This window comes from Dehalococcoidia bacterium (assembly GCA_041653995.1).
Lineage (GTDB): Bacteria > Chloroflexota > Dehalococcoidia > GIF9 > UBA5629 > CAIMUM01.
Genome location: JBAZEK010000004.1, coordinates 15,915 through 42,748, shown reverse-complemented (window position 1 = coordinate 42,748; position 26,834 = coordinate 15,915). Strand labels below are relative to the sequence as shown.

The window sequence follows — 26,834 nt, the reverse complement described above, 5'->3', positions numbered from 1 at the left end:
TCTCAAATTTTAGCCTATCGCGTTAGCTTTGCGCAAGCTTTCCATATCCTGTTTGGCATAGCCCAGCGACTTCATCACCTCGTCCGTGTTCTCGCCCGAGTAAGGGGCCATGCTCCTCACGCTGCCCGGAGTTTGAGAGAGTTTGATGGCTATGCCGGGCTGCCTGACCTTGCCCAGCTTGGGATGATCGAATTCCAGCAGCATTTTGCGGTGCAGGAGCTGCGGGTCGGTGGCCACCTCGTCTATATCGTAGACCTTTCCGGCCGGCACGTCATATTTGCACAGTATCTCAAACCATTCATCGCGCGTCCTGGTCAGGAAGACCTTCTTGACCTCCTCCGTAGCCTGTTGCCATTTTTTATCCTGTTGAGGTTGTATGAAATGATCGGGTGTGAAGCTGAATTCCTTCAGATCTTCACGGTTGATCGCCCGGCACAGGTTTTCCCAGAACCATGGCTCCACGCAGCCGAGACTGATGAGCTTGCCGTCCGATGTCTCGTAGGTCTGATAGTATGGATATCCCCCGGCCAGACCCCACTGCCCGCGGGGGAACTTCATGCCGGCAGCGAAATGCTGTTGCAGGAAAAAGGTCATGAGCGTGATTACACTGTCCGTGTAAGAGATATCGACGAATTGCCCCTTGCCCGAGGACTGGCGCGCGAAAAGCGCCAGCAGGATGCCCATGACACCATGCAGCGAGGCGCCGGCGAAGTCGGCCAGGAAATTGAGAGGGATGGCCGGCGGGCTGCCGGGCCATCCTATCAGGTTGAGAGCCCCGGCTATGGAGATGTAGTTTATATCGTGTCCCGGATTCTGGCTGTAGGGGCCGTCCTGCCCGTATCCGCTGAGTGAGCAGTACACGATGCGTGGATTGATTTTATTTATCGTCGCGTAGTCCACGCCCATGCGCCCGGCCACGCCGGGACGGAAGCCTTCGATGACCACGTCGGCCTGTTGAGCCAGCTTGTAAAAGACCTGCTTCCCATCCTCTGACTTAAGGTTCAGTCGTATGCTCTTTTTATTGCGGTTGACGGCGTTGTAGGCCATAAACGACTTGAGGGCCTCGGCCTCGGCGGGGTCGATCAATTTTCGTCCGCCGGCCTGCGGTACAGCCTCCACTTTAATGATATCGGCCCCGAAATCTCCCAGGATCATACTGCAGAGTTCGCCCGGAGGCATATGGACGAGCTCGATGATCTTGATACCTTCTAATACCTGCATGTAACCTCCCTTTCGTATGTGTAAAATATTTGTGTGATTTATTGGATCAAGTCAGTGCGGAAGATAGATTATTCAATATTTTTGCCGCCGGCTCGTCCCGGTTCAGCGTGTAAAAATGTAAGTAACGCACACCGTTTTCCAGCAGGTCCAGGCACTGCTCGGTGGCCAGGTCGATGCCGGCCTTAATAATCTCATCCGGATCGTCCATCTCTTCGAATTTGGTGACGATGGGCACGGGTATCTCCACGCCGGAGAGCTCGCTGAAGCGCTCGACCTTCTGAAAGTCGGTGATGGGCATAATTCCGGCAATAATGGGTATGTCGATACCATCCTGCTCGAAGCGGTCCATCATCTGATAGAAGTGGAAGTTCTCGAAGAACATCTGCGTAATGCCGAACTCCGCTCCCTGGTCGATTTTCTGTTTGGTGTAGGCGGTGTCCAGCCCGAGGTTAGGCGATTCCAGGTGGCCTTCGGGATAAACAGCCACGCCGACGCAGAATCTCTGGTAAGTGGCCAGGAAGCGCACCAGGTCGGAGGCGAAGCGGAAGTGCTCCTGGCCGTCGAACACATCTGCTCCGTATTCTTCGGGATCGCCGCGCAGCGCCAGTATGTTCTCGGTGCCCAGCTGCCGGTAGTAATTGATCACAGGTTCAAGTTCGCTTCTGCGCGGATCGGCGCAGGTGATATGCGGCATCACGGTCAGCCCGGTTTCATCGTGGAGCTTCCTCACGATATGCTTGGTCTTGCCCAGCGTGTCAGCCCCTGCATGCTGTGTGACCGAGATAAAGGACGGATTGAAAACCTTCAGGTTTTCAATCCGCTTCAATAGCCTTTCCTCGCCGGTGGGCGTTTTTGGCGGAAAGAACTCAAAAGAGAGGCATTTGCCCTGCCCTCTTATAATTTCACTTATCTTCATCCGCTTGCCTTAAAAACAGCCCGATTGAGGCCAAAAACAACGTTAATCTTACATGCGCCGATAAAGGAAATCAAGCTATGGCTGGGCTTGGGCAAGGATTGACAAACAGCGGTACGGGCCATATCATGTTGGCCTTATGGATGATCCTCTTTCGACCGCTAAAGTGCTTGTAGATATACAGGAGGGGGAACGGCGGATTATTGCCCGCGAACTCCACGATAGGCTGGGGCAGTCGCTGGCTGTGCTCAAGTTGCTGCTGGGCGATGCGATGAACTCCTCCCCGGATAAGGCGCGCTATACTTTGAGTGAGGCGCAGTCGTTGGTTAATGAGATGATGTCGCTGGCGCGCGAGCTTTCCCTGGAGCTACGCCCCAAGATGCTGGACGACCTGGGGCTGCTGCCGGCTCTGCTCTACCTGTTTGAGAGCTTCACTTCGCGCACTCACGTGGCCGTTCAGTTCGAGCACCAGGGGCTGCACAAGAAAATACCTGCCGAGACCGGACTGGCCGCTTATCGCATCGTTAAAGAAGCGCTGGAAAACGTAGCGGCGCACGCGGGCACGGGCGAAGCCAGGGTCAGAGTGTGGTCCGACCGCTGGATACTTTCCGTACACATCGAGGACAGTGGATGCGGCTTTGAGGCCGATAAGCTTGCCGACACCTGGCCCGGGGGTATTAACGGCATGCACGGACGCGCCCTGATCGCAGGCGGCAGGTTTTCCCTTTCCTCTGCACCCGGTACGGGGACGGTAGTCACGGCTGAGCTTCCCCTCCCCGTCAGATCGAGGAAGGTGATCGAATAAAAAATGATCAGTGTTATTCTGGCTGATGATCATCATGTGGTGCGCAAGGGCATCAAAGCCCTGCTCGAATCCGAAGCGGATATTCGTGTGAGTGGTGAGGCGGGCAGCGGCGCTGAGGCCGCGCTGCTGGCCGGGCAGATAAAGCCCGATGTCATGATAGTCGATCTGATGCTGGCGGATATGAGCGGGCTGGCGGTCATCCGGCAGATCAGGAAAAAGTCGCCTCATACCGCCGCTGTCGTACTGTCCATGTACGGGAATGATTGTTATGTGGTTGAAGCGCTGCAGGCAGGCGCCTGTTCATATGTGTTGAAGGACTCCTCCCCCGAAGAGTTGGTGCGCGCTGTGCGGGAGGCGTCGCTGGGAAGGCGCTACCTGGCGCCACCTCTCTCGGACCGCGCTATAGAAGCCTATCTGCAAAGGTCTGAGGAGAGCCGGCTCGAACCCTATGATATGCTCACCTCGCGCGAGCGCGAGGTGCTGCACCTGGCGGCGCAGGGGTTCACCAGTTCAAATATCGCGGAGAGGCTTTTCATCAGCCCTCGTACGGTAGAGGTGCATCGGGCCAGGGTTATGCAGAAGCTGGGATTGCGCAACCGCACCGAACTCATACATTTCGCTATCAGGCGCGGGATTATACCTGAAAAATAGTTTAGGACTCACCGTAGGGGCGTACCTTCAGGTGCGCCCGCAGCTTAATGCATGTGTCGAGCGGGTTTAAAAACCCGCCCCTACATCGCTTTGTTTGCAATAGCGCCCAATCCTGAACCACGCTTTTTCTTCAGGTAACGGTCGCGGATCACGTAATAGATGACGCCGATAATCATCCAGACTATTAAGATGAGGAAGGCGGTCAGGCTCTCCATGACCAGCGCGGCGATGAAGAATGCGCCGAACAGCAGCGCCAGCGCAGAGACTATGTAAAGCCATGCGCCCTTGAGTTTAAAGGGGGCTCTGGCGAAGGCTTCGGGCATTTTGCGGGGGAAGCGCATGGCTGAGATGAGGATGGGGAAGAGCAGCACGATGGAACCGATGGAGGCGGTGTAGGCCAGCACCTCGAAGGACGATGACCCCAGTGGCAGGGTGGCCAGGGAGAGCACGAACATAACGAGTAGACCCCAGTGGGGCGTGCCGAACTTTTTATTGATGCCCGCCAGCGCCTGTGGAAAGACCCCGTCCTCGGCGAAAACCAGTATATAACGCGAGGCGAACATGAAAGTGGCGTTGATGGTGGTGGCCAGGGCCAGCAGCCCCCCGCCTACCGTGAAGAAAATGGCCAACCCGGGCGGCATGAAGTAACCGGCGGCAATGGAAAGCGGCTGGTTGGCGCAGACGCTGGACGGCGCGGCGCCCACAGTCACCAGTCCCATCAGTGTGTAGATAGTGATTATGATTGGCATGCTGATGGCGAAGGACAATGGAATATTCCGGCCCGCGTTCTTGATCTCGGCGCCCAGGTCGATGATGAAGTTGGCGCCCATGTAGGCGAAGAAGAGCGTGCCGGCGGCAATGGCAAGGCCGACCGCCCCGCCGGGGAAAAGTGGTGTGAGGTTGGCGGGATCTATGGCCGGTATGCCCCAGATAATGTAGACCACCAGCGCCACCAGCAGCACGAAGAACATGCCTACCTGCACGGCGCCGGCGGCCTTAACGCCCACCAGGTTGATCACAAAGAAGAAGGACAGGGTTATCACGGCCACCAGGTTACGGTCGAAGGTGGGGAAGATCACGCGCGTATAGTCGGCGAAGTTAAGGGCATACATGGGCATGCCGCCCAGCATGATGCCCATCATGATGCCCCAGACGCCGATGAAACCCCAGAAGGGGCTGAGTATACGGCTGGGGTAGCGGAAGCTGCCGCCTACGGTAGGAAGGATTGAGGCCAGCATGCCGATGGGCAACAGGGCCAGCACCATGGGCAGCGCTGCGATGATGAAGGCAATGGGCACGCCGGGGCCGCATTTCGCCACCGCCAGGCCTGTCAGAGCGAAGATGCCCGCCCCGATGATGGCGCCAACCTCTATGGAGACGATATCAAGCAGCCCCAGTGATTTCTTAAGGCCCGGGCCGGATGAACCTTCTTTTTCCTGCATACTCATCCTCCCAAATAGAATCCCAAACTCCAAACAATATTAAACTCTAATATCTAAATTCTAAATCCTAAATAAATATAAAACTCAAATGTTCAAATACCGGAATCCTATGAATTTTGATCATTTGATATTGTTTAGAGTTTAATATTTAGAATTTTCCCTCTTGTTCAGGTTCGCTCGCAATCTCCTATTTCAGATAGGGTATCAGGTTCTCCTTAAAGGCCCACTGCGCGCATTTGGGGAGTGTTTTGAAGCCGCCGCACTTTTTAATGGTCTCGCTGTAATCCACGCTGTTGTAGGTGTTCCAGAATAGCAGCGGAGCGCCGTCCGGCGACCTGCCTTTTTTAATGAAGTCCAGCATGGCTGCCAGCGCCTTGCCCGTGTAGGTGGTCTCCAGCTTGATGCCCTCGGTTTTCTTGATCAGGTCCACGGCGGCCCTGCCCTCCGGAGTCACCCTGCCGTACTCCCCCCCGAAGAAATCCTGTTCCAGGTCGAAATCGGAGTCAGTGAACTTCATATCCGGCACTGAAGGATCGTACTTACGCATTAATTTAATAGTCTTATTGCACAGCGATACGATGCCCTTTACGTTGGAATAGGCGTCCATAGAGACCTTGACCCCCGCGATACGGCTTTTCAGCCCGGCAAGCCTGCATCCAACGATCAATCCGGCCGTGGTGCCCATGGAGCCGGTGGCGCCGAAAATGTATTTGGGCTCGGGCAGCAGGCCTGCGCCGATTTGCTGTTTCAGTTCCAGGGCGGCGTTAACGTACCCGAAGGTGCTGAGAGGAGATGTGCCTCCGGCCCAGAGCAGGTAGAAGTTGGGGTGGGTCAGTATCAACCAGGCCGCCCGCAGGTAGGCTTCCATGGTGCTGCGCCCCACGTTTATATCGGCGCCGAAATGCTGGTCCAGTAGCAGGTTCTCCTGCACTTTGTCGGTGATCTGCTGGGGGATGAGAACCAGCGCCGTTTTGATGCCGGCGCGGCCGCAGTGAATGGTGGTGGCCAGGCCGTGGTTGGTGCCGATGCCGCCCACCGTGATCATGTATTTCTTCTTCTTGCGCAGGGCGTCGGCGATAGCGAATTCCAGTTTGCGTATCTTGTTGCCCCCGTAGACGTCCGACGACTTGTCATCGCGCTTTATCCAGATTTCGGGGTAGCCTATAGTCTTGCCCAGGTTTTCAAGCTTTTGCACGGGCGTGGGATACTGGCCCAGAGATATCCAGGGCACACGCTTCTCCAGGGCCGGGTAGGCTTCAAATAGAGGTATCGTCATTTTCTGGTCCTTATTAATATTTTTAATATTTGCCGCCGGGCGGGTTTAAAAATCCGCCCCCGCATTTTTCCTGTAGGAGCGTACATTCAGGTGCCCCCGCGTTCCGGTGGATGGGCTAATTTCCTGCAGGCGCCGCCGCCGTTGCTTTGGACTCCGCCCTGCTGGCCGTAAGGTGCTTTCCCAGCCGTTTACCCAGGCACAGGATCGAATAGACCGGGGGCCGGCCCCACTCGGACGGTATCACCGAGCAGTCACAGACGTAGAGGTTGTCGATCTCCGTCTTGAGGTTGGCGTCCACGATATCATTTATCTTGCAGGTTCCGCCCGGATGCGAGGCGATCCACCAGGTCTTGAAAATATCTTTGGCGCCGGCGTTCTTGAGAATCTTTTTGGCGCGCTCAAATCCGCTCATCAGCTTGCCGCGCTCTATCTGTGTAAACGGTTTCCTGATGCACCCGGATTTGCTGATCTTGCCTCCCAGGCTGTCGCGCGCCTTAATCATAATAGTCAGCTGGCTCCTGTTCGACAGTTTGTCGAAGCGGAAGACCTCGGCGGTGAATACGTCGTAGATCAGCCAGGGTAGAGTCATGTCCGTCATCAGGTAGTCGTCCTCCACCATGTGCTGCCCCATGGCCATGGGGAACTCCTTGCCGTCATCCAGTCCTTTCACCGTCCCGAACACCGCGATCAGCGGATCGTAGAAGAAATTGGCGCCCGCCTGCGGGATGCCGCTGTTCTCCAGTATGATGGGCGAGCCGATCCCGCCCGCTGCCACTATCACTTTGTCTGCGCCGGCGATATACTTCTTGCCCTTGCGCGAGAACTCCACGCCCGTGGCCTTTTTGTTTTCAACGATGATCCTGTTTACACGCGCCAGGTCCAGCAGCTGCGCGCCCTTTGAGGCGGCGTCCTGGACGAACATACGCGAGTTCCACTTGGCGCCGTAAGGGCATCCCAGGTCGCACTTATCACACTTGGCCCGGCATTTGTCGAGGTACACGAACTTGTTGAGCTTCTGCCAGTTGTAGCCCAGGTCGCGTGCGCTCCGGGCGATCATTTTGGCTGAGGGTCCGATCAATTCGTCCTTAAGAGGATTGATGGGGACCTCTTTTTTAATCTCGGCCGCCTCGTCGCGCAGGTTTATGCCGTATTTATCCCAATAGTCGAAAGGCGGCTCCCAGGCGGTGGCATAATAGACTATTGAGCTGCCGCCCACCGTGATGGCGCGCACCAGTCCCAGGAAATTGTCGATGAAATACAGGCTCTTATAGGGCATGCCGATGTACCCGAGGGCCTGCGCGTTGCTGCCCTGCACGGGGGCATTGGAACCCCAGTCCAGCATCAGCACCTTCTTGCCGGCGTTGGTCAGCTCTCTGGCCACGGTGGCCCCGCCGGGACCAGTACCCACAACTATAGCGTCGAATTTCTCTTTCAGAGTTTCAACCATCTGCCTTCCTCCCGCCGTATTAATCATGAACCGGTCGTTTATCGAAATTAGCATACTCCAAAAACAGGCCGCTTTCAATATAGAAGTCAGCATCAACCGGCCTTTTTCAACCATGCCATGTGACGCGTCTCTCTCTTTGTTATACTTGAAACAAGATGATCAGGCTTTATATTACGTCGATCTTATTCGCGGCTGTAATCCTGGCAGGTTGCTCACCGGCGGATCAGCCTGCAGGGGAGCCGGTTGCCGAGAATACCACGGTCGACGTACCGGCTGTAGAAGTGAAACCCTGGCCGGTGATCAACGATTTCTCGGCCGGGGCGGATGTAATCATGCCGGGTGAGAACGTTACACTGCGCTGGAGCGTGTCTGACGTCGCGGCGGTGACCATTGACAACGGACCGGGCAGGGTTCAGCCCGTTGGATCAGTCGATGTATCGCCGCAAAAAACCACCAGGTATACCCTCACCGCTTCCGGGCAGAGGGGAGTATCGACTGCCTGGGTTACGGTTGATGTGGTGGAGAGGAGCGAATTCCTGCCGGACCTGGTCGTCACGGGCGTGACGCATATCAGCGGGCTGCTCTACTATAAAATCAAAAACATCGGCGCCGCCGATGCCGGCCCCAGCGAGACCTACGTCTATGACCAGAGCAACATGCTTCGGGACACGAGCTGGGTGAGCGGACTCAGGGCTGGTGAGGAAAAGATGCTGCCTTTCACCAATTACGACTGGGAAGGAAACACGATTAAAATATGCGCCAACGGAGATAATAAGGTGGAAGAGGCCGGTAAAGAAAATAATTGCTATGTGCCGACCTTTGGCTTCAAATACAAATACGATTTCGGCCAATATGCTTCGCGGGCGAGCTGGAGGGGCAGCGCCGGTCGGATCGAATACTCGGATGGCGATGCGGCTACCGGACGCGCGCAAAAGCTGCTCGAAGTCGTTGCTGCGGACAATCAGACCTATCGCAATGCCATCGAGATGATACCGCCCGGCGGCGGCTATGGCTGGATCGAAGGGATCTTCGGCGATTGGCGGGAGCAGTGGCAGGCGGGAGGCTATATGCTGCCTCTGGAGTTGCCTTACAACACGCGCTTTACTGCCAGGGTGGGGCTGTCCGGGGAAGCAGGGGATGGCGGAAGCGCGGCCTTTCTCTTCGGCATAAAGGATGACAGGGGTGGCATCGTCTGGTGGCCGGCTATCGAGGCTTCCGGTGACGGCAGTTTGCATGATATAGATATCGATCTCTCGGCCTATGGAGGCAGGAAGGTCATGCCCGTACTGAGGGTGGAGGGGGGTGCGGTGCCGGGCAAAATCCACGCCCTGTGGATAGATCCCGGGATCAGCCAGTGAAATCAGTTCATTTTATTCCCGGGGCGACAGCAATCCGTTGAAAGCCCTCAGAGCTACGTACTAATATAGCTCGATATGGTTGAGCTTCTTAAGTATGCCCTCAGGCTGGAGAGGTATGACGCCGCGGCCTATGCTATCGTTTACGGATTGCTGGTTTTCAAGATAAAATATGGCGAAAAAGCAGGCAAAAAAAGACGCAAAGCGGGACTTCTACGGCCCCGCCCTGGGTGAAGCCCGCAGCCTGATGCTGGAGGAGGCAGGTGGTGTGGAGGGGCTCGACCAGGAGATAGCCTTGCTCAGGCTCAAGCTGCGTGATCTGATCAGGGATTATCCGGATAAAATCGAACTGCACCTGCGCACGGCCAACGCCATCGCCGACATGGTGAAGATAGGCTATGCGATCTCCAGGGAACAAAAGAAAAGCCTCAGGGAGGCCATTACGAAGGTGCTCACCGAACTGGCCATTCCCCTGGGGGTCAGGGCTCTCATCAAGTAGAGATATTTATACACTCGTCATTGTGAGCTTTTTGCCTCTGGTCATTGCGAGCGAAGCGTGGCAATCTTGTGCATACAATCAGGGTGACAGTAGATTGCCGCGTCGCCTTCGGCTCCTCGCAATGACCTGATAGAATAATTATGGAATTACGTCCCTATCAACTCGAGATCGCGCGCGCCGTGCTGAAAAGCATCGAGGACCGGCGGGGCCTGACCTTCTCAGTGGAGATTGCCCGGCAGGGTGGGAAAAACGAGCTGTCCGCGCACATCGGCGTGCTGTTGCTCACCATGTTCATGCTGCGCGGGGGCAGCGCCGTAAAATGCTCGCCCACTTTCAAGCCGCAGACCGTTATCTCCATGATGCGCCTGAAGCAGCGGCTGGATGAATTCGGCTTCCGGGGATTGTGGGAGGCTGAGATGGGATACATCATACGCCTGGGGGAGGCCTGCCAGGTCTTCCTCTCGGCTGAAGAGACATCGTCGGTGGTTGGGCACACCGCCGACATCCTGCTTGAGATCGACGAGTCGCAGGCCGTGGACAGGGACAAGTACACGCGTGATTTTCGACCCATGGCTTCCTCCACCAATGCTACCACCGTTCATTACGGCACGCCCTGGGACGATTCCACCCTGCTGGAAGAGGTCAAACTGATGAATCTTGAGCTCGAGAATCATGATGGACTGAAGCGCCACTTCCGCTTCGACTGGCAGGAGGTGGCCAGATATAATCCCGCCTACCGGTCCTTCGTGGATGCCGAGCGCGCCAGGCTGGGCGCCGACCACCCGTTGTTCCTGAGCCAGTATGCGCTGCTGCCCGTACGAAACACGGGAGGGTTCCTGTCGCGCGCTCAAATAGCCCTGCTGCAGGGAACGCATGAAAGGCAGGCGCGCCGGGATTCGAAGAGCAAGATATACGTGGCCGGCCTCGACCTGGCTGGTGAGGCCGAGGTGTCCGACGAGCCGGGGACGACGCTGCGCGGACGGGACGCCGCGGTGCTGACCATCGCCGAAGTGGGAAACCCGGCGGATGGTCCGGTCGTGGATGGGCCGCGCATAGAGGTGGTCGAGCATTACTGCTGGGTCGGCAGAAAGCATCCGGAGCTGTATCGAGAGCTGGTCCACATACTCAAGGATACCTGGCGCTGCAGCAGCGTGGTCGCGGACGCCACGGGGGTCGGCGAGGGAGTGGTCTCGTTTCTGCGCAACGCGCTGGGCGGTTGTATCGTGCCTTTCAAATTCACACAGTCCTCCAAATCGGCCCTGGGCTTCAGCCTGCTGGCGGCCGTCAATTCAGGCAGGCTAAAACTCTATCGGGCTGACGGTTCGGAGGATTGCCGGGAGATGACGTTCCAGCTTGAGCGCGCCCGCAGCGTCAGCCGTCCCAACCGCACCATCAACTTCTTCGTCGATCCCTCCGCCGGGCACGATGATTACCTGATCAGCCTGGCGCTCTGCGTAGAGGCGGCCGCGCGCCTTGCGCCCCGCAGGGCAATTGGATCGATTACAAACATGTAGGCGGGTTTTCAAACCCGCCCGGGAAGAGCGGGCACAGCTAAGGCAACGCCCCGACGTTATCCCAATTTATAGTGCACGATCCACTGCACCCTGCGCATCCCGGGGATTTTTCCAAAGAAGAGCGCCGGGCCAAGCTTTTTTTCAGCAGAGTCGAAATAAGACCATTCGTCCATCAACCTGATGCCCGGCGACCAGCTCTCTATCTCCTTGCCGTCCTTGATACCGGACAGGAAGGTGACCCCGCCGCCCACGTGTAATTGCTTATGCATCCGCATGTTCATGGCGCCTTTAAGCCAGCCGTGGACCATAGACTCGTTGACCACCTCGCACACAAGCTCAGAGCCCGGAAAAGAAGACTGCAGTTTTAAGACCAGTTCCCTGACATCTTTCTTTTCCAGGTACATGAAGAGCCCCTCGGCTAAAAATAGAACGGGACCGTTGACCTGCGTTTTCAGCAGCGACAGCCAGTTATAGTCCAGTGCCGACGATGCGATCATATGATAACGTTCGGACTCCCTGCAGAGCTTCCTCTTTATCTCGATGACCTCGGGTAAATCGAGATCGTAAAAACCCGTCTTCCCGTCGTCGATCCTCCAGAATCGTGTATCCAGCCCGCAGCCCAGGTTAACGATAGTCCCGCCGGGATTGCCCGGCAGGAATGCCCGGGCGTAGTCATCGAATCGCCTGGCTCTCAGGGAGATAAACATGACCAATTTCTTGTCCAGCTTCCCCTGTGCCAGCTCTCTGTACAGCCTGTCCTCGGAGCCGGCCAGCCGGCTGTTGATGGCATCTACTATCCTGACGGCTTGGGGATCGTTTATGATGGGATTTCGTGACCGGCTCTCCAGCGCGCGGCAGTACAGGGTGATCAGCATGGTGGACGAGATGTCGCTGATCTTTACGTCGAACAGACCTGAGTTTTCCATCGTTACCTCCGGCAACGCGCTAAATAAGAAGAGGGGGCAGTTTTAACTGCCCCCTCTTTGCTTTTGAAAAACAGTGTTTATATCAGGCTGGGCAGGCCTTTGGCGGCGTCTTCCATGTCGCGCAGGCGGCCCGTGGTTTCCTTCAGGCGGTCCTTCTGGGTCATGGCGAAGGCCGAGGCCCTGTCGTAGTAGTCGCGTATCTTCTGTACGAATGCCAGCTGCGAGAAGAGGATGGTGACATTCACCGATCCGCGGTCCCTGGGGAAGTCGCCGGCACGTATGACGGCGTTCTCGGCCAGCTCGCGCAGGTAGTCGCCCAGGCCTTTGGCGATATCCATGCTCATCTCCTTGGTGGGGGCGGCCAGCAGGTAGAGCGCGCGGCCGGCGTCCTCCGGATTGAGCGCAATGGATAGCTCGCTGACGGCGGCGTCCATGGCCTGCATGGCGCGCAGGGTCTCGCTGCTCTTCTCGCGGAAGCCGGTCTTGGAGAGCTCCCAGGGGAAGCGGAAACCGCGAGGGATGTCCGTGCTGCCGCAGCCGATGGCGGTCCAGCCGTCGATGGACTGCATGATGTCGCCGGCGTCCATAGTCTTGGCGCCCACGTGGCGCACGTTGGTCACCTCTCCGGCGCACATCAGGTCGTAGAAAGGCTCCACGATCTGGCGGTTGATGCGTTGCAGGTTCATGGCCAGGCTGGCATCCTTGCGCACGTAGCGCTGGTTGTCCGCCAGGAATACGCCGTCCGCCACGGAGTGAATGGATTTAAGGCAGGTGGCGGTGTTGTATACGCTGCGCAGTTCGGCCACTTCCTCGTGTTCGAAGGGCAGCACGCAGAGGGCGTAGACCGGCTTGCCGATATAGCGTTCCTTGAGCATTTGTGCGATGATCGAGATCGCGCCCGAGCCGGTGCCGCCGGCAGTCCCGGCGATCAGCAGGAAAGCATGTGTCTGGTAGAAGAGGGGAGATGTGCGTACGGCGTCGATAACCTTGTCGCCGTCTTCGCGAGCCAGCTCGGCGCCCATCTCGTTGACCTTGCCTACTCCGTGTCCCCAGGTCTTGCGACCGCCGATCAGAATTCTGTGCATGTAGTCTGAGCCGATATGAGATAAACCGGTCAGGTCGGTCTGGTCGGTGTTGACGGCAAAGGTCCCTGTAACGATGGTTGTACCGCGTTCACCATGAGCCCTCTGGCCCAGGCGGGCAAACTCGTCGGCGACACGGGAGCCGCATTGCCCCAGCCCGATAACCATTAATTTCATTGTGTAATACCTCGCTTAACTATTTAGTTTTATATATAGCTGAACGCATTAATACTGTTAGGTTTAACTCATATTAAAGCCGCATGGTCATTTTGTCAAGATTGTTAAATTAGGATGACGACCAGCCGCCTTTCTTGCTGATGGCCCTGACGCGCCATATGATCAGCCCCACCACGACCAGTCCGGCAATGATCCCCACGATGGGCCAGAAGTCGAAGCCGGTGAAAGAGATGAATTGCGACTGGCTCCATTCACCGGCGTTTCCGGCCAGGTCGATCGCCTTCACGCGCCAGAAGTAATCCCCCGCCTGAGGCTTCTCGCTGGAGGGCATGATGTACTCAGGTTCGGCCAGCCCTTCCTTGCGCACCACCGAGCCGGAGAAATCTGCCTTCTGGCTCATCTCGAAGGAATAGGTGACGCCGCTGGGGTCCTCGACGACGGACCATTTGAAGTCTATGGGCTTGTTTTCGAAGAGTCCTATCTTGGTGCCGGCCGCGGGCGAAACCGGGGATGGGGCCGCCGGGGCGATGGATTCGATGGTGAAGGTTGTGGAAGCCACGGCCTGAGTGGCGTCGCTTACAGTCACCAGGTGGCTGCCCGCGCTGCTGGAAGGCGGTTTGAAGCTGGTACTGAAGCTGCCCTTGCCGTCCGTTGTGGCGGAGCTTTCCACCTGCCTGGCGTCGTAGGTTATGGTCAGTGCCTGGCTGGCGCCGAACCCGCTGCCCGTGAGCAGCGTGTTTTCGCCCACCGAGCCGCTCACCGGATTTATCGCCAGCTCGGGTGTAATGACGACAATATATTGCGAGACATCATCGGCCCTGGTGGCGTCGCCGAACGCGTCGACCACATGCTCGCCTTTGGTAGAGGGGGGCACGGTGAACTGGGTTGACCATGAGCCGTGCGCGTCCGTGGTGATACCGCCCACAGCCTGCGTGTCGTCGAAGGTGACCTTGATATTGGTCTCATTCTCCTGGAAGCCGACTCCGTTTACGTAGAGCGTGTCCCCGACATTGATGATGTCGCCCAGCCTGCCGCTGGCCTGTTCGACCTTTATGCCGGGCGATACCGTAAATACGGCGTCGGGGACATCCTCCAGGGTGGTGGTTGCGCCCCTGGCGTCCACCTGGTGCGTGCCCTTGGAGGACGCAGGGATGGAGAAAGAGGACTGCCACGCGCCGTTGAGATCGGCTGAGATATTAGTCTTGACCACCAGGTCGTCGTAGATCACGGCGATATTGGTCTCGCCGCCGCCGAAGCCGGCGCCCGAAACAGTGACCACGCGTCCTACCCAGCCCGAGTTGGGGTTGATGCTGAAGGACGGCGTTACCGTGAAGATCTGCTCCTTGATCTCAGTGGAGGGTGTGGTGGCCCCGCTGGCCGAGACAGAGTGGTTGCCCTTGCTGCTGGCGGGGATTTTGAGCGTATACAGCCAGCTCCCGCCGGCGTTCGCCTCGATGCCGGAGGCGACTTCGTTGCTGTTAAAGATTATTTTAATGCCTGTTTCACGGGCGTCGAAGCCGTCACCCTGGACGGCCACCTCGCTGCCCACCATGCCTTTTTTAACGCCCAGGGAGATGGTGCCCTTGACCGTGAACTCTTTCTGGAAGGTCTTACTGCCCATCTTGAGCGTGACCAGCTGTTTGCCGCGCGGCGACTGGGGCACCTTGAAGGTCAGGGGCTGGCAGCTGGACTTTGACATGGTGCCCTGCTGGATAAGCTGGTTGGAATCTCCCCAGTAGAGGAAGTACTCCCCCTCGCCGTACTGGCAGAAAGCGGGTATATTAACCTCCGAGCCGACTGTCCCGGAGGTCGGGGTCAGCACCAGCGATTCCGCGTGCGCAACGGCCGGCAGTATCAGTGCTGTTAAAAAGGAAAGTGCAAGTAAAGCCGCCAGCACCTTTACTTTCATCTCTTAATCCTCCGAATTGCTTTTGAGTGTATCATAACACAAATAAATCAATTAATAACGTGGGGCAGCATTTATACATCTAATCAGCGGGAGCACGTCATTGCGAGCGAAGCGCGGCAATCCTGTGTAGCGCAGTCATGCACAAGATTGCTTCGTCACTCCGTTCCTCGCAATGGCCCGTGAATGCGTCATTACACGTCCTTCGACGTCAGCTTGTCCAGGAACTCCTGGTTGGTCTGCGATTTATTCAGCCGTTCGATCACCCTTTCCGAGGCGTCGGTGGGGCTGTTGGAGTCATCTGCGAGCATGCTGACCATGCGTCGCAGCAGCCAGACCTTGGCCAGCGTGGCCTCGCCCAGCAGCAGCTCCTCTCGGCGCGTGCTGCTGCGCATGATGTCGATGGCGGGGAAGATGCGCTTCTCGGCCATCCTGCGGTCAAGGTGCACCTCCATATTGCCTGTGCCCTTGAACTCCTCGTAGATGAGGTCGTCCATGCGGCTGCCGGTATCCACCAGGCATGTGGCCAGTATGGTCAGGCTGCCGCCCTCCTCGATGTTGCGGGCGGCGCCGAAGAACCGCTTGGGCGGATAGAGGGCCACGGAGTCGATGCCGCCGGAGAGCGTGCGTCCGCTGGGGGGCATGGCCAGGTTGTAGGAGCGGGTCAGGCGGGTGATGCCGTCCAGCAGAATGACAACGTCCTTGCCGATCTCGGCCAGGCGCTTGGCCCTCTCCAGGGCAAGCTCAGCCACGCGCGTGTGGTTCTCCACCGGCTCATCGAACGTAGCCGAGATCACCTCTCCGTTGACCGAGCGCTTCATGTCGGTGACCTCCTCGGGTCGCTCGCCGATCAGGCAGACCATCAGGTGCACCTCCGGGTAGTTGGTGGAGATGGCGTTGGCGATATTTTTGAGCAGCAGCGTCTTGCCCGCCTTGGGGGGCGATACGATCAGTCCGCGCTGGCCGCGCCCGATGGGCGCCACCAGGTTGATCAGCCTTGCGGAGAGGTTCTTGGGGTTGCCTTCGAGGTCGAATATATTGTCCGGGAATATGGGCGTGAGCTGGCCGAAGTGGGGGCGACCCTTGGACTGGTCGGATTCCAGGCCGTTGACCGTCTCGACGCGCAGCAGGCTGCAGTATTTCTCGCCCTCCTTGGGCGGGCGCGCCTGTCCGCTGACCGTGTCGCCGTTGCGCAGACCGAAGCGCCTGATCTGCGAGTTGGAGATGTAAACGTCGTTGGGGCCCGGTAGCAGAGTCTCCTGTCTCAGGAAGCCGTATCCTTCGTCCATGATCTCCAGTATGCCGCCCAGGCTCATATAGAAGCCGGCCTGGGGCTCGGGTGGTGTGGAGAGGGGCTGGAGTTTGGCGATCAACTCCTCCTTGGTGAGCACATCGAAGTTCTCGATGTTCTGTGCCTTGGCCAGGGCCATCAGTTCCTCAAGCGGCTTGTTTTCAAGGTCCGGTAAATTCATCATAATGACACCTCGGGTAAAAGATTTTTCCTTCATTATCGGGCGGGTTTGAAAACCCGCCCCTGCTTAATCTCAATCTCAATCTCAATCTCAATCTCAATCTCAATTATATATTCTTCGTATCTCCCATCACCTTCTTCCAATCGTCGGCGAAGCGGGTGATGCCGCTGTCGGTCAGCGGGTGCCTGGCCATCTGCATCAGCACGGCGTAGGGCACGGTGGCGATGTGCGACCCGGCCCTGGCTGCCGCCAGGCAGTGCTGGGGATGGCGGATGCTGGCCGCGATGACCTCGGTTTTGATCTCAGGGTACTGGCGGTAGATCAGGACGATGTCGCGTATCAGCGAGATGCCGTCCTCGCCGATGTCGTCCAGCCTGCCCACGAACGGGCTGACATAGGCCGCGCCCGCCCGCGCAGCCAGCAGCGCCTGGTTGACCGAGAAGCACAGCGTGTAGTTGACCTTTATGCCCTCTCTGGACAGCGCGGCGGTGGCCTCGGTGCCCTCCGGGCCGGCCGGTATCTTGACCACCACGTTTTTAGCCCAGGTGGCGATCACGCGCGCCTCGGCCACCATGCCCGCTACGTCCTGGCTGATGACCTCGGTCGAGACCGGGCCGGGAATGATCGAGCATATCTCCTGCACCAGCTTTTTATAGTTGACCTTTCCTTCCTTCGAGACCAGGCTGGGGTTGGTGGTGACGCCGCTCACGGCGCCCAGCCTGGCGCCGTGCCTGATGTGTTCCAGGTTGGCCGTATCAAGAAAGAGGCGCATGTAATTCTCCCTGTATTGATTTTATTAGGCGATTATCCCTTGACACCACGTAATTATTATGGTATACTACGTGTGAGAGGGTAAAGAAATGAGAAAACAAAAGCAAATCGAATACACGATGAAACACTTTGAGAGAGAGTTTCCGACCGATGATGCCTGCTTGGAATGGCTTAAGAGCTATCGTTTTCCAAACGGTATTGAATGTCCTATTTGCAAGCGAGTTACCAAGCATCACAAGATAACCAAACGACCTTGCTACAAATGTGACTTTTGCGGACATGAGATTTACCCGACTGCTGGAACTATCTTCCACAAGTCCAGTACCCCATTTAAGACATGGTTTGAGGCTATGTTCTGGATGGCTACCACTCGTAGTGGACATTCGGCTAAAGAACTTCAACGCAGAACTGGCGTTACTTACAAAACGGCGTGGCGTATGTTTAAGCAAATCCGCAAACTTCTTGACGAGAGCGAGGGTATGCTCACGAAAGAGGTTGAAGTTGACGAGACTTATATCGGCGGCAAACGTCATGGCAAACGTGGACGTGGGGCAGAGGGAAAGACCGCTGTGATCGGCATTGCTCAAAGGAAAGGCAAGATCACAACTAATATCGTTGCGGATACCAAACGTTCTACGGTCATGCCTCTTATCAATAAGAATGTTGCCAAAAGGACTATCGTTTACACGGACGAATACCCTGTCTACGATACTGTTGAAGCCAATGGCTTTACTCACAAACGCTGCAATCATGGGGCTGGCGAGTACGTTGTTGGGGATGCCCATACAAACACCATTGAAGGCTTTTGGAGCCTTGTAAAGCGTGGAATAAGCGGTGTTTATCATGCGGTCAGCCCTAAATATCTCCAGTCTTATCTAAATGAGTACGAGTTTCGTTACAACCATCGGAACGACCTTCAGCCGATGTTTGTGAGTGTCCTGAATCATATTCGGTAGACTTGCCCACAGGCTGCGAAGCCTTCTTAACCAAGGCATGGAATTCATCTCGTGTAATGGCATTTTTATTCTGTTTTTGTTTCTGATTCATTGTTATCATTCCCTTGCACTATCTTTCTTTCAATATTAGAAACTCTTTTTTCTATAGTTGTTACTTGTTCTCGAACCTCTTGCATTTTATTATCTCGTATATATTTACGATTAGTTCTATTTATCCAATTGGAAACAACAACTACTACTAAGATAATGAAAACTACTGCCGTGACAACTGCGAACACTGCAAAAGTATTCTCTGCAATTAAATCATCTGTCATATTGCTGCCATCCATCTTGGCATTCCCCAATTTAATTGCAAGTCCTCGAACCAATAAAGTATAGTGGGGCAGTATACTCGATATTGCCCAACCAGTGGCGATACTAACGCACGATATCCAAATGATATTCCATACCCAAATTGATATAGGATTTGCTTTGATAGAATCAAACAACATTTTAACCTGTCTAAATAATGACGCAACTGCTCGTTTAACTGAAGATGACATATTAATAACCATTGTTGCACATTTTGAGTATGCCCTATTGTAAAATTTAAGGATAACGTTATTAAGGCGATGAATTGTTTTATGTGGCCACATAATATACTTCCATTATATAATAGGCTATCAAATAAGTACCTACGTGGTGTGAGGGTATAGTTGCCTTTTATTATTATGGAAGCGCCGCCCTGCCGCATCATTTTATGGGCAGGGTGACCTGGTCGCCCTCGACGAGGGTCTCCCTGGCGGCGCCGATGAAACTCACAAACAGCGGGTGGGGGCGGTTGGGGCGCGAGCGGAACTCGGGGTGGAACTGGCAGGCCACCATCCATGGGTGGTTCTTGACCTCTGTTATCTCCACCAGCCTTTTATCGGGCGAGAGCCCGCTTAATACCAGGCCTTTCTTCTCGAAAAGGTCGCGGTAATCGTTGTTGAACTCGTAGCGATGGCGGTGGCGCTCGTAAACGAGCTGCTCCGCGTAGGCCCGGGCGGCCAGTGTGCCTTCCACCAGAGTGCAGGGATAGGAGCCCAGCCGCATAGTGCCTCCCATGTCGTTGATCTTGCGCTGCTCCGGCAGCAGGTCGATCACCGGATAGGGCGTGCCGCTGTCGAACTCGGTGGAGTTGGCCCGTTTGTTGCCCAGCGCGTAGCGTCCGAACTCGATCACCATGACCTGCATGCCCAGGCACAGCCCCAGGTAAGGTACATTGTTATGCCGCGCGTACGAAGCGCTGGTTATCATGCCCTCGATGCCGCGATTGCCGAAGCCGCCCGGCACGATGATGCCGTGCACCGATCCCAGCACGTCCTGGTGCAGCCCCTTCTCCAGGTCCTCGGACTGCACCCAGATGATGTTGACCGTGCGGTTCTGGTAGAGCGCTGCGTGGCAGAGCGATTCGCGCACCGAGTAGTAGGCGTCCTCCAGCTCGACGTACTTGCCCACCAGTGCGATGTTGATGCTCTCCCTGGGCTCCTTCATGCGTGTCACCATCTGGCGCCACTCCGCCAGGTCGGCCCTGGTGGCGTTGAGCCTGAGGCGGCTGATGATGAAATTGCTCATTCCGAACTCTTCCATGATCAGCGGGACCTCGTAGATGGTCTCGGCCGTGACCATGGGAATGACGGCCTCCTTGTCCACGTCGCAGAAGAGCGAAATCTTGTCGCGCAGCCCCTGCGAGATGGGGTAGTCCGAGCGGCAGAGAATGACGTCGGGCTGGATGCCGATGCGGCGCAGCTCGTTCACGCTGTGCTGCGTGGGCTTGGTCTTGAGCTCCTTGGTAGTGGCGATGAAGGGCAGGTAGGTGACGTGAATATAAAGGGCGTTGTCGCGGCCTACCTCGTTGCGCATCTGGCGGATGGCCTCCAGGAAGGGCTGGCTCTCGATATCGCCCACCGTACCGCCCACCTCGACGATGATCACCTGCGCCTTGGATATCTGCGCCACCTCGCGTATGCGCCGTTTGATCTCGTTGGTGACGTGGGGTATGACCTGGATCGTGCCGCCCAGGTAGTCTCCGCGCCTTTCGCCGGCGATGACCGAGGAGTAGATCTGGCCGGAGGTCACGTTGGAGGCCGCCGTGAGGTTGGTGTCGATGAAGCGTTCGTAGTGACCCAGGTCCAGGTCGGTCTCTGCGCCGTCGGTGGTGACGAAGACCTCGCCGTGCTGGTAGGGCGACATGGTGCCGGGGTCCACGTTGAGGTAAGGGTCGAGCTTCTGCACCGAGACGGAGACGTCGCGGCTTTTCAGGATACGGCCGATGGAAGCCGTAGCGATGCCCTTTCCTACCGAGGAAACCACGCCGCCTGTAACAAAAATATATTTAGCCATAGCTATACAAGGATGCGATTATATATGTCTGCGATTGCATAACTAATCATGGATTCTGTGTCTGCGGGAGATTTGAGCTTGCCGGAAAAGCAGGGTTTTTTTAAACCCTGTAGTCATTATAGATACACGTATTTCGGTATGTCAAGTCTCCCTGTAAATCCCCTGATGATTTACCAATGTTTAAAAATATGGGAAATTTGAATACACTACGAAATAGTAATGCCGGAGGTAAAATTTTCATCAATCCACTTCAGCTGTGAACCGAGAAAGATGGACATATCTTCCCGACCTTAGAGTTTCTTTATGAAACCGTTTTAACAACCGCGTAGCCAACAAAGTGGCAATTTAAGTTGATTGGGCAAATCAGGTCATAAGGGGCGATCGCAGAGGAGAATATCGCAGATATACATTTTCCCAACGTTAAAAGGTGGCACTACGTCGGCAGCGATGCTGATTGATGAAACCTTGGACCGTCGATCTTGCTGAACGAGCCATACTGATGGCAATTCTGGCCAAACTAACCACAAATTGGCTACGGTTTGAGTAACGTTGAGCCGGCCCAACCGCAAATGCGAATTGGCGCAAGAATGGCTGAGCTAAATCAACGACAAATGGGATACTTTGCGAGAATTGTTGAGTTAAGTCGCCCACAATAGACACTGCGTTTGTCCGACACAACTGATTGATGACATGCGCTATGGTTTCCCTTGGTGGCGCCATGTGACCACTTCCCCAATAGCCAACATGTAGATAGAGATTATCAGTTGCGAGGTCCTTTCCCGTCCAATCAAGCCCCCAGGCTTTGAGAAACGGAATAGTATGTATCATGATACTTGGATAGTCAGCCGAGTTTTGAAGGAGAATAGTCGGTGCCTTCTCTTGCATATAGTGTCTGCATAGGTCATAAGTTATATCACCGATAGCGGACTGGATACTTCCTTTGGTCCATCCGAAACATACCCTGGCAAAACGTTCAAGTTCTGGGCGGTAGTAATTGCAGATATTGGTTTGTGGATTATAAGCGACAACTGTAGCTGGCTGAGAGGTCCTGGTCGAATAGTAAAGACTGGCAAACCCGCCGCCAGAGCCACCTGTCATTATAGTGCGGGAAGCACGCAACAAGGTCACCCTGTCAATCACGGCAGGAAGGATTGATTGCAGGGGTAGTACCCTTGAGCCAGTATACCAGGCGAGGTTTATTTGGCGGTCCAGATAAAGACTTGGATCGTTAATGGCCATAAGCGAGCAATTGACATGATCAAATAACCGTATTCCTGAAAAAAACGGAGGGGCTCCATCACTCCTGCGAGCAGCACCGCCAAAAACAACCATTAAATTTTCACATGGTTTCCCCTTGAAAAAAAAATCAAGGAGGTGCCCATTGATCGAAATAGAGTGAATCCCGTTCTCTATCTGCCTGTGATCAAAAAAGGCCTCCAGAGATGGGTATGAGTGAATGGGGCAATCCCATCTGCTATAATCAGGCTCAATCAAAGAAATACCCTCTGAATTTCATGAAGAATATCACATGTGAGAAGACTCTTCAATAAGTATAAAAAAGAAATTGCCTGGATGTACAATATTTCAGCCATTTTACTCGCTTTATCATAGGCGCCTCTTAAAGAGTGAAAGTATACTCGCAATCACGTAAATTGAAACTCGCCTGCCGTTTGGTTATCATCTAAGCGGTATTAATATGGAAAAGACCAGAGGCTATCTGACACTTTGCACCATAGCATCGCTGGTTCTCATCATGGCTGTGGCCTTCTATTATCGCGTTATTCTCCCCTTCGGCGCGGTCTTTGACGGGCCCTGGATCAAGCTGACCGGCATCGACGCCTATTTCTACATGCGCCTGGTGGACAACCTCGTTCACAACTTCCCTCATCTGATCAGCTTCGACCCGTATTCCATTTACCCGGGCGGCGGATATCCGGGCGATATCCGCTTTTTCGCCTTCATGATAGCCGGCATAGTCAGGCTGCTGGGTGGCGCCGCGCCCGCCCAGCAGGCGGTGGACACCATCGCCGTATACGTGCCGGCCGTCCTGGGCGTGCTGACGGTTATCCCTATTTATTTCATTGCCCGCGCGCTGGCCGGCCGCTGGGCCGGGCTGGTGGCGGCCGCGGCGTCGGCAATCCTGCCGGGCGAGTTCCTCAACCGCTCGATGCTGGGCTTTACCGACCACCATATAACCGAGGTGTTCTTTACCACTTTCTTCGTTCTTTTCTTCGTGCTGGCGCTCCAGCACAGCCGGCAGTTCAGCTACCGGTCGTTGAAGGAAGGCCGCTTTCCACCGCTCAGCCGCCACATACCCTACAGCTTTATCGCCGGCATTTTCATGGGACTCTATCTCATCTCCTGGCGCGGGTCGCTCATGTTCTTATTAATGGTATTCGTCTTTTTCGTTATACAGTTCGTCAGCGACCATTTGCGCGGCTTCCCCACCGACTACCTGAGCAAGGTCGCTATAACCTGTTTTCTGATCGCCCTGCTGATCTATGTGCCCGTCTTGCGCGATAAGGCTACGCTGCTGGCTCTGGGCGCCGTTATCCTCACGCCCATCGTTTTGAACGTCCTCTCCTTTGTCATGTCCGCGCGTGGTGTAAAGCCGGTTTGCTATGCCGTGGCGGTCGCGCTGATGCTGGGCCTGGGGGTGCTGGGCGCCTGGCTGGTCTTTCCTGATTTTCTCAAGCAGGTGGCGAGAAATACCGGCAGCGTATTTTCGTGGAAATTCACCCAGGTCACGGAGAGCGAGATGAAGTCCCTTTTCCTGCCCGGCGGCGTCTTTTCATTTGAGTCAGCCTGGGCGCAGTTCGGCCTGGCTCTTTACCTGGGGCTGGCTGGATTGGCCGTATTGCTCTACCGCGCCGTGCGCCGGGGAATTCCCGAGCTGATCTTCACCGCCGTATGGAGCATTGTTATGATGCTGGCCGCATTCGGCCTGACGCGATTGTCGGCCTATCTATCCGTCTGCCTGGCAGTGCTGACCGGGTACCTGGCCGGCGTAATCATCGAGGCCGTTTATGCCGGCCGCAGTCAGGCGGTGGTTGCGAAGCACACCAGGAAAAAGCGGAAGGCTGAGACTGAAAGGAGCACAAACACCAGCCGGCTGGCGCTGTCGATAGTTACTGTCGTGGTTCTATTGGCCATGCTCGTGCCCGGGGCCTCTATCGCCGCCGCGCAGGCGGGTAATCCCTCCCATGCGCCACAGGAGGCCTGGATGGAGGCGCTGGACTGGTTGAGGGCCAATTCGCCCGAGCCCTTCGGCAGCGCGGACTATTACTATGCTTTATACAACGAGCCATCGGCCGGCAAACCCTATGTCTATCCTGATACATTCTACAGCGTAATAATATGGAGTGATTACGGGTACTGGCTGACGCGCGCCGGGCGGCGCGTGCCCATGGCCAATCCCGGCGGCACCAAAGGCCGCGCAACCAGGTATTTCGCCTCGCAGGACGTCGGGGCATCGTCCAAGCTGGTGAAGGGCTGGCGAGCACGCTATGTTATCGCCGATAACCGCATAGCCAGCCCCAACGACAAGTTCTATGCGTTGGCCGGCTTAAGCGGCAGGCAGGAGAGCGATTACTACGAGCTTTGCTGGCAGCAGAAAGAAGGTAAATACGTTCCGCTGCTGGTCTTCTATCCCGATTACTACCGCACCATGGTGGTCCGCCTCTATAATTTCGACGGAAAAGCTGTCACGCCTGCCTCCACCCTGGTGATGGCCTGGCAGGAGCGGCAGTTGCCCGACGGGCAGAAGTTCAAGGAGATAACGGAGCTAAAAAAACTCCGCAGCTACACGGAGGCGGAGGCCTTTATCAAAGGGCAGGTACAGGGCGATTACCGCATAATTGGAACGGACCCGCTGGTCAGCCCCGTGCCGCTGGAAGCGCTCACGGCCTACCACCCCGTCTATCAGTCAGAGGAGACAGCCGGCGTCGGCTCACCGGCGCAACTGCCGGCCATCAAGATCTTCGAGATAAAGAAAGATTGAGAATTTAGATTTAGATTCAGATTCAGAGTAAGATTCAGGATTCGGGCTTTGCTGCCGGCCTGGCGGGCCTTCTCTTCTCGATGTACTCGGCCACGAATGCGGCGATCACGCCCAGTATCAGGCCCAGCACCAGGGCGATACCGATGTTAAACAGGCGGTTGGTAGGAACGGGGTACTGCGGCGGCATGGCGTTATATAGCACCCTTACAGGACTGATCATGGCGCTGCGCATCATACTGATCTCCTGAGAGTTCTTCAAGGCTGTGAGGTAGGCGTTCCAGGCGGCGTCCCTGGAGTTGATCAGCTCCCTGCTGCGCTGGTTTTCCCGCTCCAGTTTAGAGGACAAAGTGTTGATTTCGTTGAACATATCGCCGGCCGTTTTACCGTGTATGCCCGACCTGTCCTCCAGTTCGCGGACGAGATTATCTACGTCCGCCTTACTGACCGGCGGAGCGGCGCCGGCCGATATCTGTGTACCCTCAGGTATGACGGTGTATGATCTCAGCTTGATCAGCAGATAGGCCAGGCTGGTGGCCTGGTCGGTGCCGGATGAGCCGTAGTTGGCATTCAGGCTTTCCTGCAGTGTCAATGCCTGGTATTGAAGGCGGGCGGAAGCTATCTGGTTGCTGATCTTTTCGACGTGGCTGGTGCGGTTAAAGGATTCGTAGGAGGCCTGAGTTTCCTGGAAAACGGCGTAAGCGGACTCGATTTGAGTCTGCAGGTCCGATGCCGGGAGCATTGAATTCAGTGAGACCTGGGCGGCATATTTGGTGAAGGCGGTGGCCCAGGCGTTGGCCAGTGTGGCGGACCTTTGCGCCTCTGCGCTGCGCGCCGTGCAGGTGATGAGTGTGCCGGACGTTTCAATTTTAAATATGTTCTTCACGGCGGCCAGGTTGCTTTCGTCCGGTGTGAGCCTGTCGGTAAGCTCCCCGACCATGAATCTGGCGGTCTCGCTGGATTGGGCCAGCTCGCTCATGCGGTTGGGTGTTGCTTCGTAGGATTGCAGCAGCACGGTGGCCTCGTATGTTGGTGGCGCGGCGAAGCTGACGATACCTGCCGTGACCACGGCCGCAAGGGTGATGCCCACTACCAGCTTCCAGTGCTTGAATATTGTTTTTACATATTGCGCCAGGTCTATCTCATCTTCCATCTGCGGTACCCCCTGAGTGGTTTCACGCCCGGCTTGCTGTGTGTCATAATATGATTCGTATTTTAGCATACCCCACAGGGTCTCTGCATAAAGCTCAATGACGATATTACAGGGCCTGATACTGGGCGCGGTCCAGGGCATTGCCGAGTGGCTGCCCGTCAGCAGCAAGGGCATCGTTACACTGATACTGATCAACGCCTTCGGCATGCAGTTCAAAGAGGCCTTTTTTCTGGCAATCTGGCTGCACCTGGGTACCCTGCTGGCCGCCGTCTTCTATTTCCGCCGCGAGCTGTGGGAGATAATCAAATACCTGCCCGCATATATCCGCGACATACGCCGTCCCGCCGCCACACAGCAGGGCAGGCTGATAACATTCCTCATCATCGGCACTATAGTAACGGGCGCCGTGGGCGGGCCGCTGATACTGTTCAGTCTCGACAACCTGCAGCTGGGCGGCGCCCTGTTGACCGCCCTGATCGGCCTTTTTCTCATCATCACCGGCCTCGTGCAGAGGTTCGCCATAAAATCGGCGGGCGACGTGGATAAGCCGCTGCGCATCATCGATGCCCTGTGGGTGGGCCTGGCGCAGGCGCTGGCGGCCTTTCCCGGCTTCAGCCGCAGCGGCATGAGCGTGTCCGCGCTGCTGTTATTGCGCTACAGCGGCAGGCAGTCGCTCAGGCTGTGTTTCCTGATGAGCATACCCATTATACTGGTTGCCGAAGTCGGATTGGGGCTGATACAGGGGGTATCGGTCAACGAGGCTTCCATTGCCGGGCTGGTTTCGGCTGCGTTCTTCGGCTTCCTGACTATCAAGGCGCTGATGAAGGTGGCCCTGGTCCTGCCCTTCTGGATATTCTGCATAGCGCTGGGCCTGCTCAGCCTTGTGCCGCTGCTGCTGGGAATGTAG

The 26,834-nt window shown here is 56.1% G+C and carries 22 protein-coding genes; 8 read left to right on the top strand and 14 right to left on the bottom strand.

Annotation, left to right across the window (positions count from 1 at the left end):
- Positions 1-9 precede the first annotated feature (9 nt).
- Both WC359_10945 and metF read right to left on the bottom strand, forming a co-directional pair.
- Positions 10-1,221 (bottom strand): CaiB/BaiF CoA-transferase family protein, encoded by a 1,212-nt coding sequence (locus tag WC359_10945; GenBank protein ID MFA5400949.1) that lies wholly within the window; start codon positions 1,219-1,221, stop codon positions 10-12.
- Positions 1,222-1,267: 46 nt separating this feature from the next.
- On the bottom strand, positions 1,268-2,137 hold the full coding sequence (gene metF / locus WC359_10940; GenBank protein ID MFA5400948.1) for a methylenetetrahydrofolate reductase [NAD(P)H]: 870 nt from the start codon (positions 2,135-2,137) through the stop codon (positions 1,268-1,270).
- A 136-nt stretch (positions 2,138-2,273) separates the two neighbouring features.
- Here metF and WC359_10935 point away from each other — a divergent pair, with 136 nt between their 5' ends.
- On the top strand, positions 2,274-2,939 hold the full coding sequence (locus tag WC359_10935; protein MFA5400947.1) for a histidine kinase: 666 nt from the start codon (positions 2,274-2,276) through the stop codon (positions 2,937-2,939).
- A 3-nt stretch (positions 2,940-2,942) separates the two neighbouring features.
- On the top strand, positions 2,943-3,590 hold the full coding sequence (locus WC359_10930) for a response regulator transcription factor (protein ID MFA5400946.1): 648 nt from the start codon (positions 2,943-2,945) through the stop codon (positions 3,588-3,590).
- Positions 3,591-3,670: 80 nt separating this feature from the next.
- Here WC359_10930 and WC359_10925 read toward each other — a convergent pair whose 3' ends face one another.
- The 3 genes from WC359_10925 to WC359_10915 form a co-directional block, all read right to left on the bottom strand.
- The gene (locus WC359_10925) at positions 3,671-5,032 is read right to left on the bottom strand and encodes an APC family permease (protein ID MFA5400945.1); all 1,362 of its coding nucleotides are present in this window, start codon (positions 5,030-5,032) and stop codon (positions 3,671-3,673) included.
- Between the two features lie 187 nt (positions 5,033-5,219).
- Positions 5,220-6,308, bottom strand: a complete 1,089-nt coding sequence (locus tag WC359_10920; protein ID MFA5400944.1) for a pyridoxal-phosphate dependent enzyme — start codon at positions 6,306-6,308, stop codon at positions 5,220-5,222.
- A 115-nt stretch (positions 6,309-6,423) separates the two neighbouring features.
- Entirely contained in the window at positions 6,424-7,755 is a 1,332-nt protein-coding gene (locus tag WC359_10915) for a GMC family oxidoreductase (GenBank protein MFA5400943.1), read from the bottom strand.
- Positions 7,756-7,910: 155 nt separating this feature from the next.
- Here WC359_10915 and WC359_10910 point away from each other — a divergent pair, with 155 nt between their 5' ends.
- The 3 genes from WC359_10910 to WC359_10900 all read left to right on the top strand — a co-directional run bounded on the left by WC359_10910 (position 7,911) and on the right by WC359_10900 (position 11,123).
- Positions 7,911-9,113, top strand: a complete 1,203-nt coding sequence (locus WC359_10910; protein ID MFA5400942.1) for a CARDB domain-containing protein — start codon at positions 7,911-7,913, stop codon at positions 9,111-9,113.
- A 169-nt stretch (positions 9,114-9,282) separates the two neighbouring features.
- Positions 9,283-9,609 carry a hypothetical protein gene (locus WC359_10905; GenBank protein ID MFA5400941.1) on the top strand — a complete coding sequence of 109 codons (327 nt, stop codon included), beginning with the start codon at positions 9,283-9,285 and terminating at the stop codon, positions 9,607-9,609.
- A 140-nt stretch (positions 9,610-9,749) separates the two neighbouring features.
- The gene (locus tag WC359_10900) at positions 9,750-11,123 is read left to right on the top strand and encodes a hypothetical protein (protein ID MFA5400940.1); all 1,374 of its coding nucleotides are present in this window, start codon (positions 9,750-9,752) and stop codon (positions 11,121-11,123) included.
- Positions 11,124-11,179: 56 nt separating this feature from the next.
- Here WC359_10900 and WC359_10895 read toward each other — a convergent pair whose 3' ends face one another.
- From WC359_10895 to fsa, 5 genes are all read right to left on the bottom strand, one after another.
- Complete coding sequence (locus tag WC359_10895) at positions 11,180-12,049, bottom strand: class I SAM-dependent methyltransferase (protein MFA5400939.1); 870 nt, start codon at positions 12,047-12,049, stop codon at positions 11,180-11,182.
- Between the two features lie 77 nt (positions 12,050-12,126).
- Positions 12,127-13,308, bottom strand: coding sequence for a tubulin/FtsZ family protein (locus WC359_10890; protein MFA5400938.1), 1,182 nt, complete (start codon positions 13,306-13,308; stop codon positions 12,127-12,129).
- Between the two features lie 109 nt (positions 13,309-13,417).
- Positions 13,418-15,217, bottom strand: coding sequence for an IPT/TIG domain-containing protein (locus WC359_10885; protein ID MFA5400937.1), 1,800 nt, complete (start codon positions 15,215-15,217; stop codon positions 13,418-13,420).
- A gap of 191 nt (positions 15,218-15,408) precedes the next feature.
- On the bottom strand, positions 15,409-16,689 hold the full coding sequence (rho, locus tag WC359_10880) for a transcription termination factor Rho (GenBank protein ID MFA5400936.1): 1,281 nt from the start codon (positions 16,687-16,689) through the stop codon (positions 15,409-15,411).
- Between the two features lie 103 nt (positions 16,690-16,792).
- Positions 16,793-17,458, bottom strand: a complete 666-nt coding sequence (gene fsa, locus WC359_10875) for a fructose-6-phosphate aldolase (protein ID MFA5400935.1) — start codon at positions 17,456-17,458, stop codon at positions 16,793-16,795.
- Between the two features lie 88 nt (positions 17,459-17,546).
- On the opposite strand from fsa, the gene WC359_10870 reads away from it, so the two are divergent.
- Positions 17,547-18,413 (top strand): IS1595 family transposase, encoded by an 867-nt coding sequence (locus WC359_10870; GenBank protein ID MFA5400934.1) that lies wholly within the window; start codon positions 17,547-17,549, stop codon positions 18,411-18,413.
- A 65-nt stretch (positions 18,414-18,478) separates the two neighbouring features.
- On the opposite strand, the gene WC359_10865 is transcribed toward WC359_10870, so the two are convergent.
- The 3 genes from WC359_10865 to WC359_10855 form a co-directional block, all read right to left on the bottom strand.
- A complete protein-coding gene (locus WC359_10865; protein MFA5400933.1) occupies positions 18,479-19,048 on the bottom strand; it encodes a hypothetical protein in 570 nt (189 codons plus the stop codon).
- Between the two features lie 97 nt (positions 19,049-19,145).
- The gene (locus tag WC359_10860) at positions 19,146-20,777 is read right to left on the bottom strand and encodes a CTP synthase (GenBank protein ID MFA5400932.1); all 1,632 of its coding nucleotides are present in this window, start codon (positions 20,775-20,777) and stop codon (positions 19,146-19,148) included.
- A gap of 420 nt (positions 20,778-21,197) precedes the next feature.
- A complete protein-coding gene (locus tag WC359_10855; GenBank protein ID MFA5400931.1) occupies positions 21,198-22,271 on the bottom strand; it encodes a hypothetical protein in 1,074 nt (357 codons plus the stop codon).
- A 202-nt stretch (positions 22,272-22,473) separates the two neighbouring features.
- Here WC359_10855 and WC359_10850 point away from each other — a divergent pair, with 202 nt between their 5' ends.
- Complete coding sequence (locus WC359_10850) at positions 22,474-24,777, top strand: oligosaccharyl transferase, archaeosortase A system-associated (GenBank protein MFA5400930.1); 2,304 nt, start codon at positions 22,474-22,476, stop codon at positions 24,775-24,777.
- Between the two features lie 34 nt (positions 24,778-24,811).
- Here WC359_10850 and WC359_10845 read toward each other — a convergent pair whose 3' ends face one another.
- The gene (locus tag WC359_10845) at positions 24,812-25,927 is read right to left on the bottom strand and encodes a Wzz/FepE/Etk N-terminal domain-containing protein (GenBank protein ID MFA5400929.1); all 1,116 of its coding nucleotides are present in this window, start codon (positions 25,925-25,927) and stop codon (positions 24,812-24,814) included.
- A gap of 97 nt (positions 25,928-26,024) precedes the next feature.
- Here WC359_10845 and WC359_10840 point away from each other — a divergent pair, with 97 nt between their 5' ends.
- Entirely contained in the window at positions 26,025-26,834 is an 810-nt protein-coding gene (locus tag WC359_10840) for an undecaprenyl-diphosphate phosphatase (GenBank protein MFA5400928.1), read from the top strand.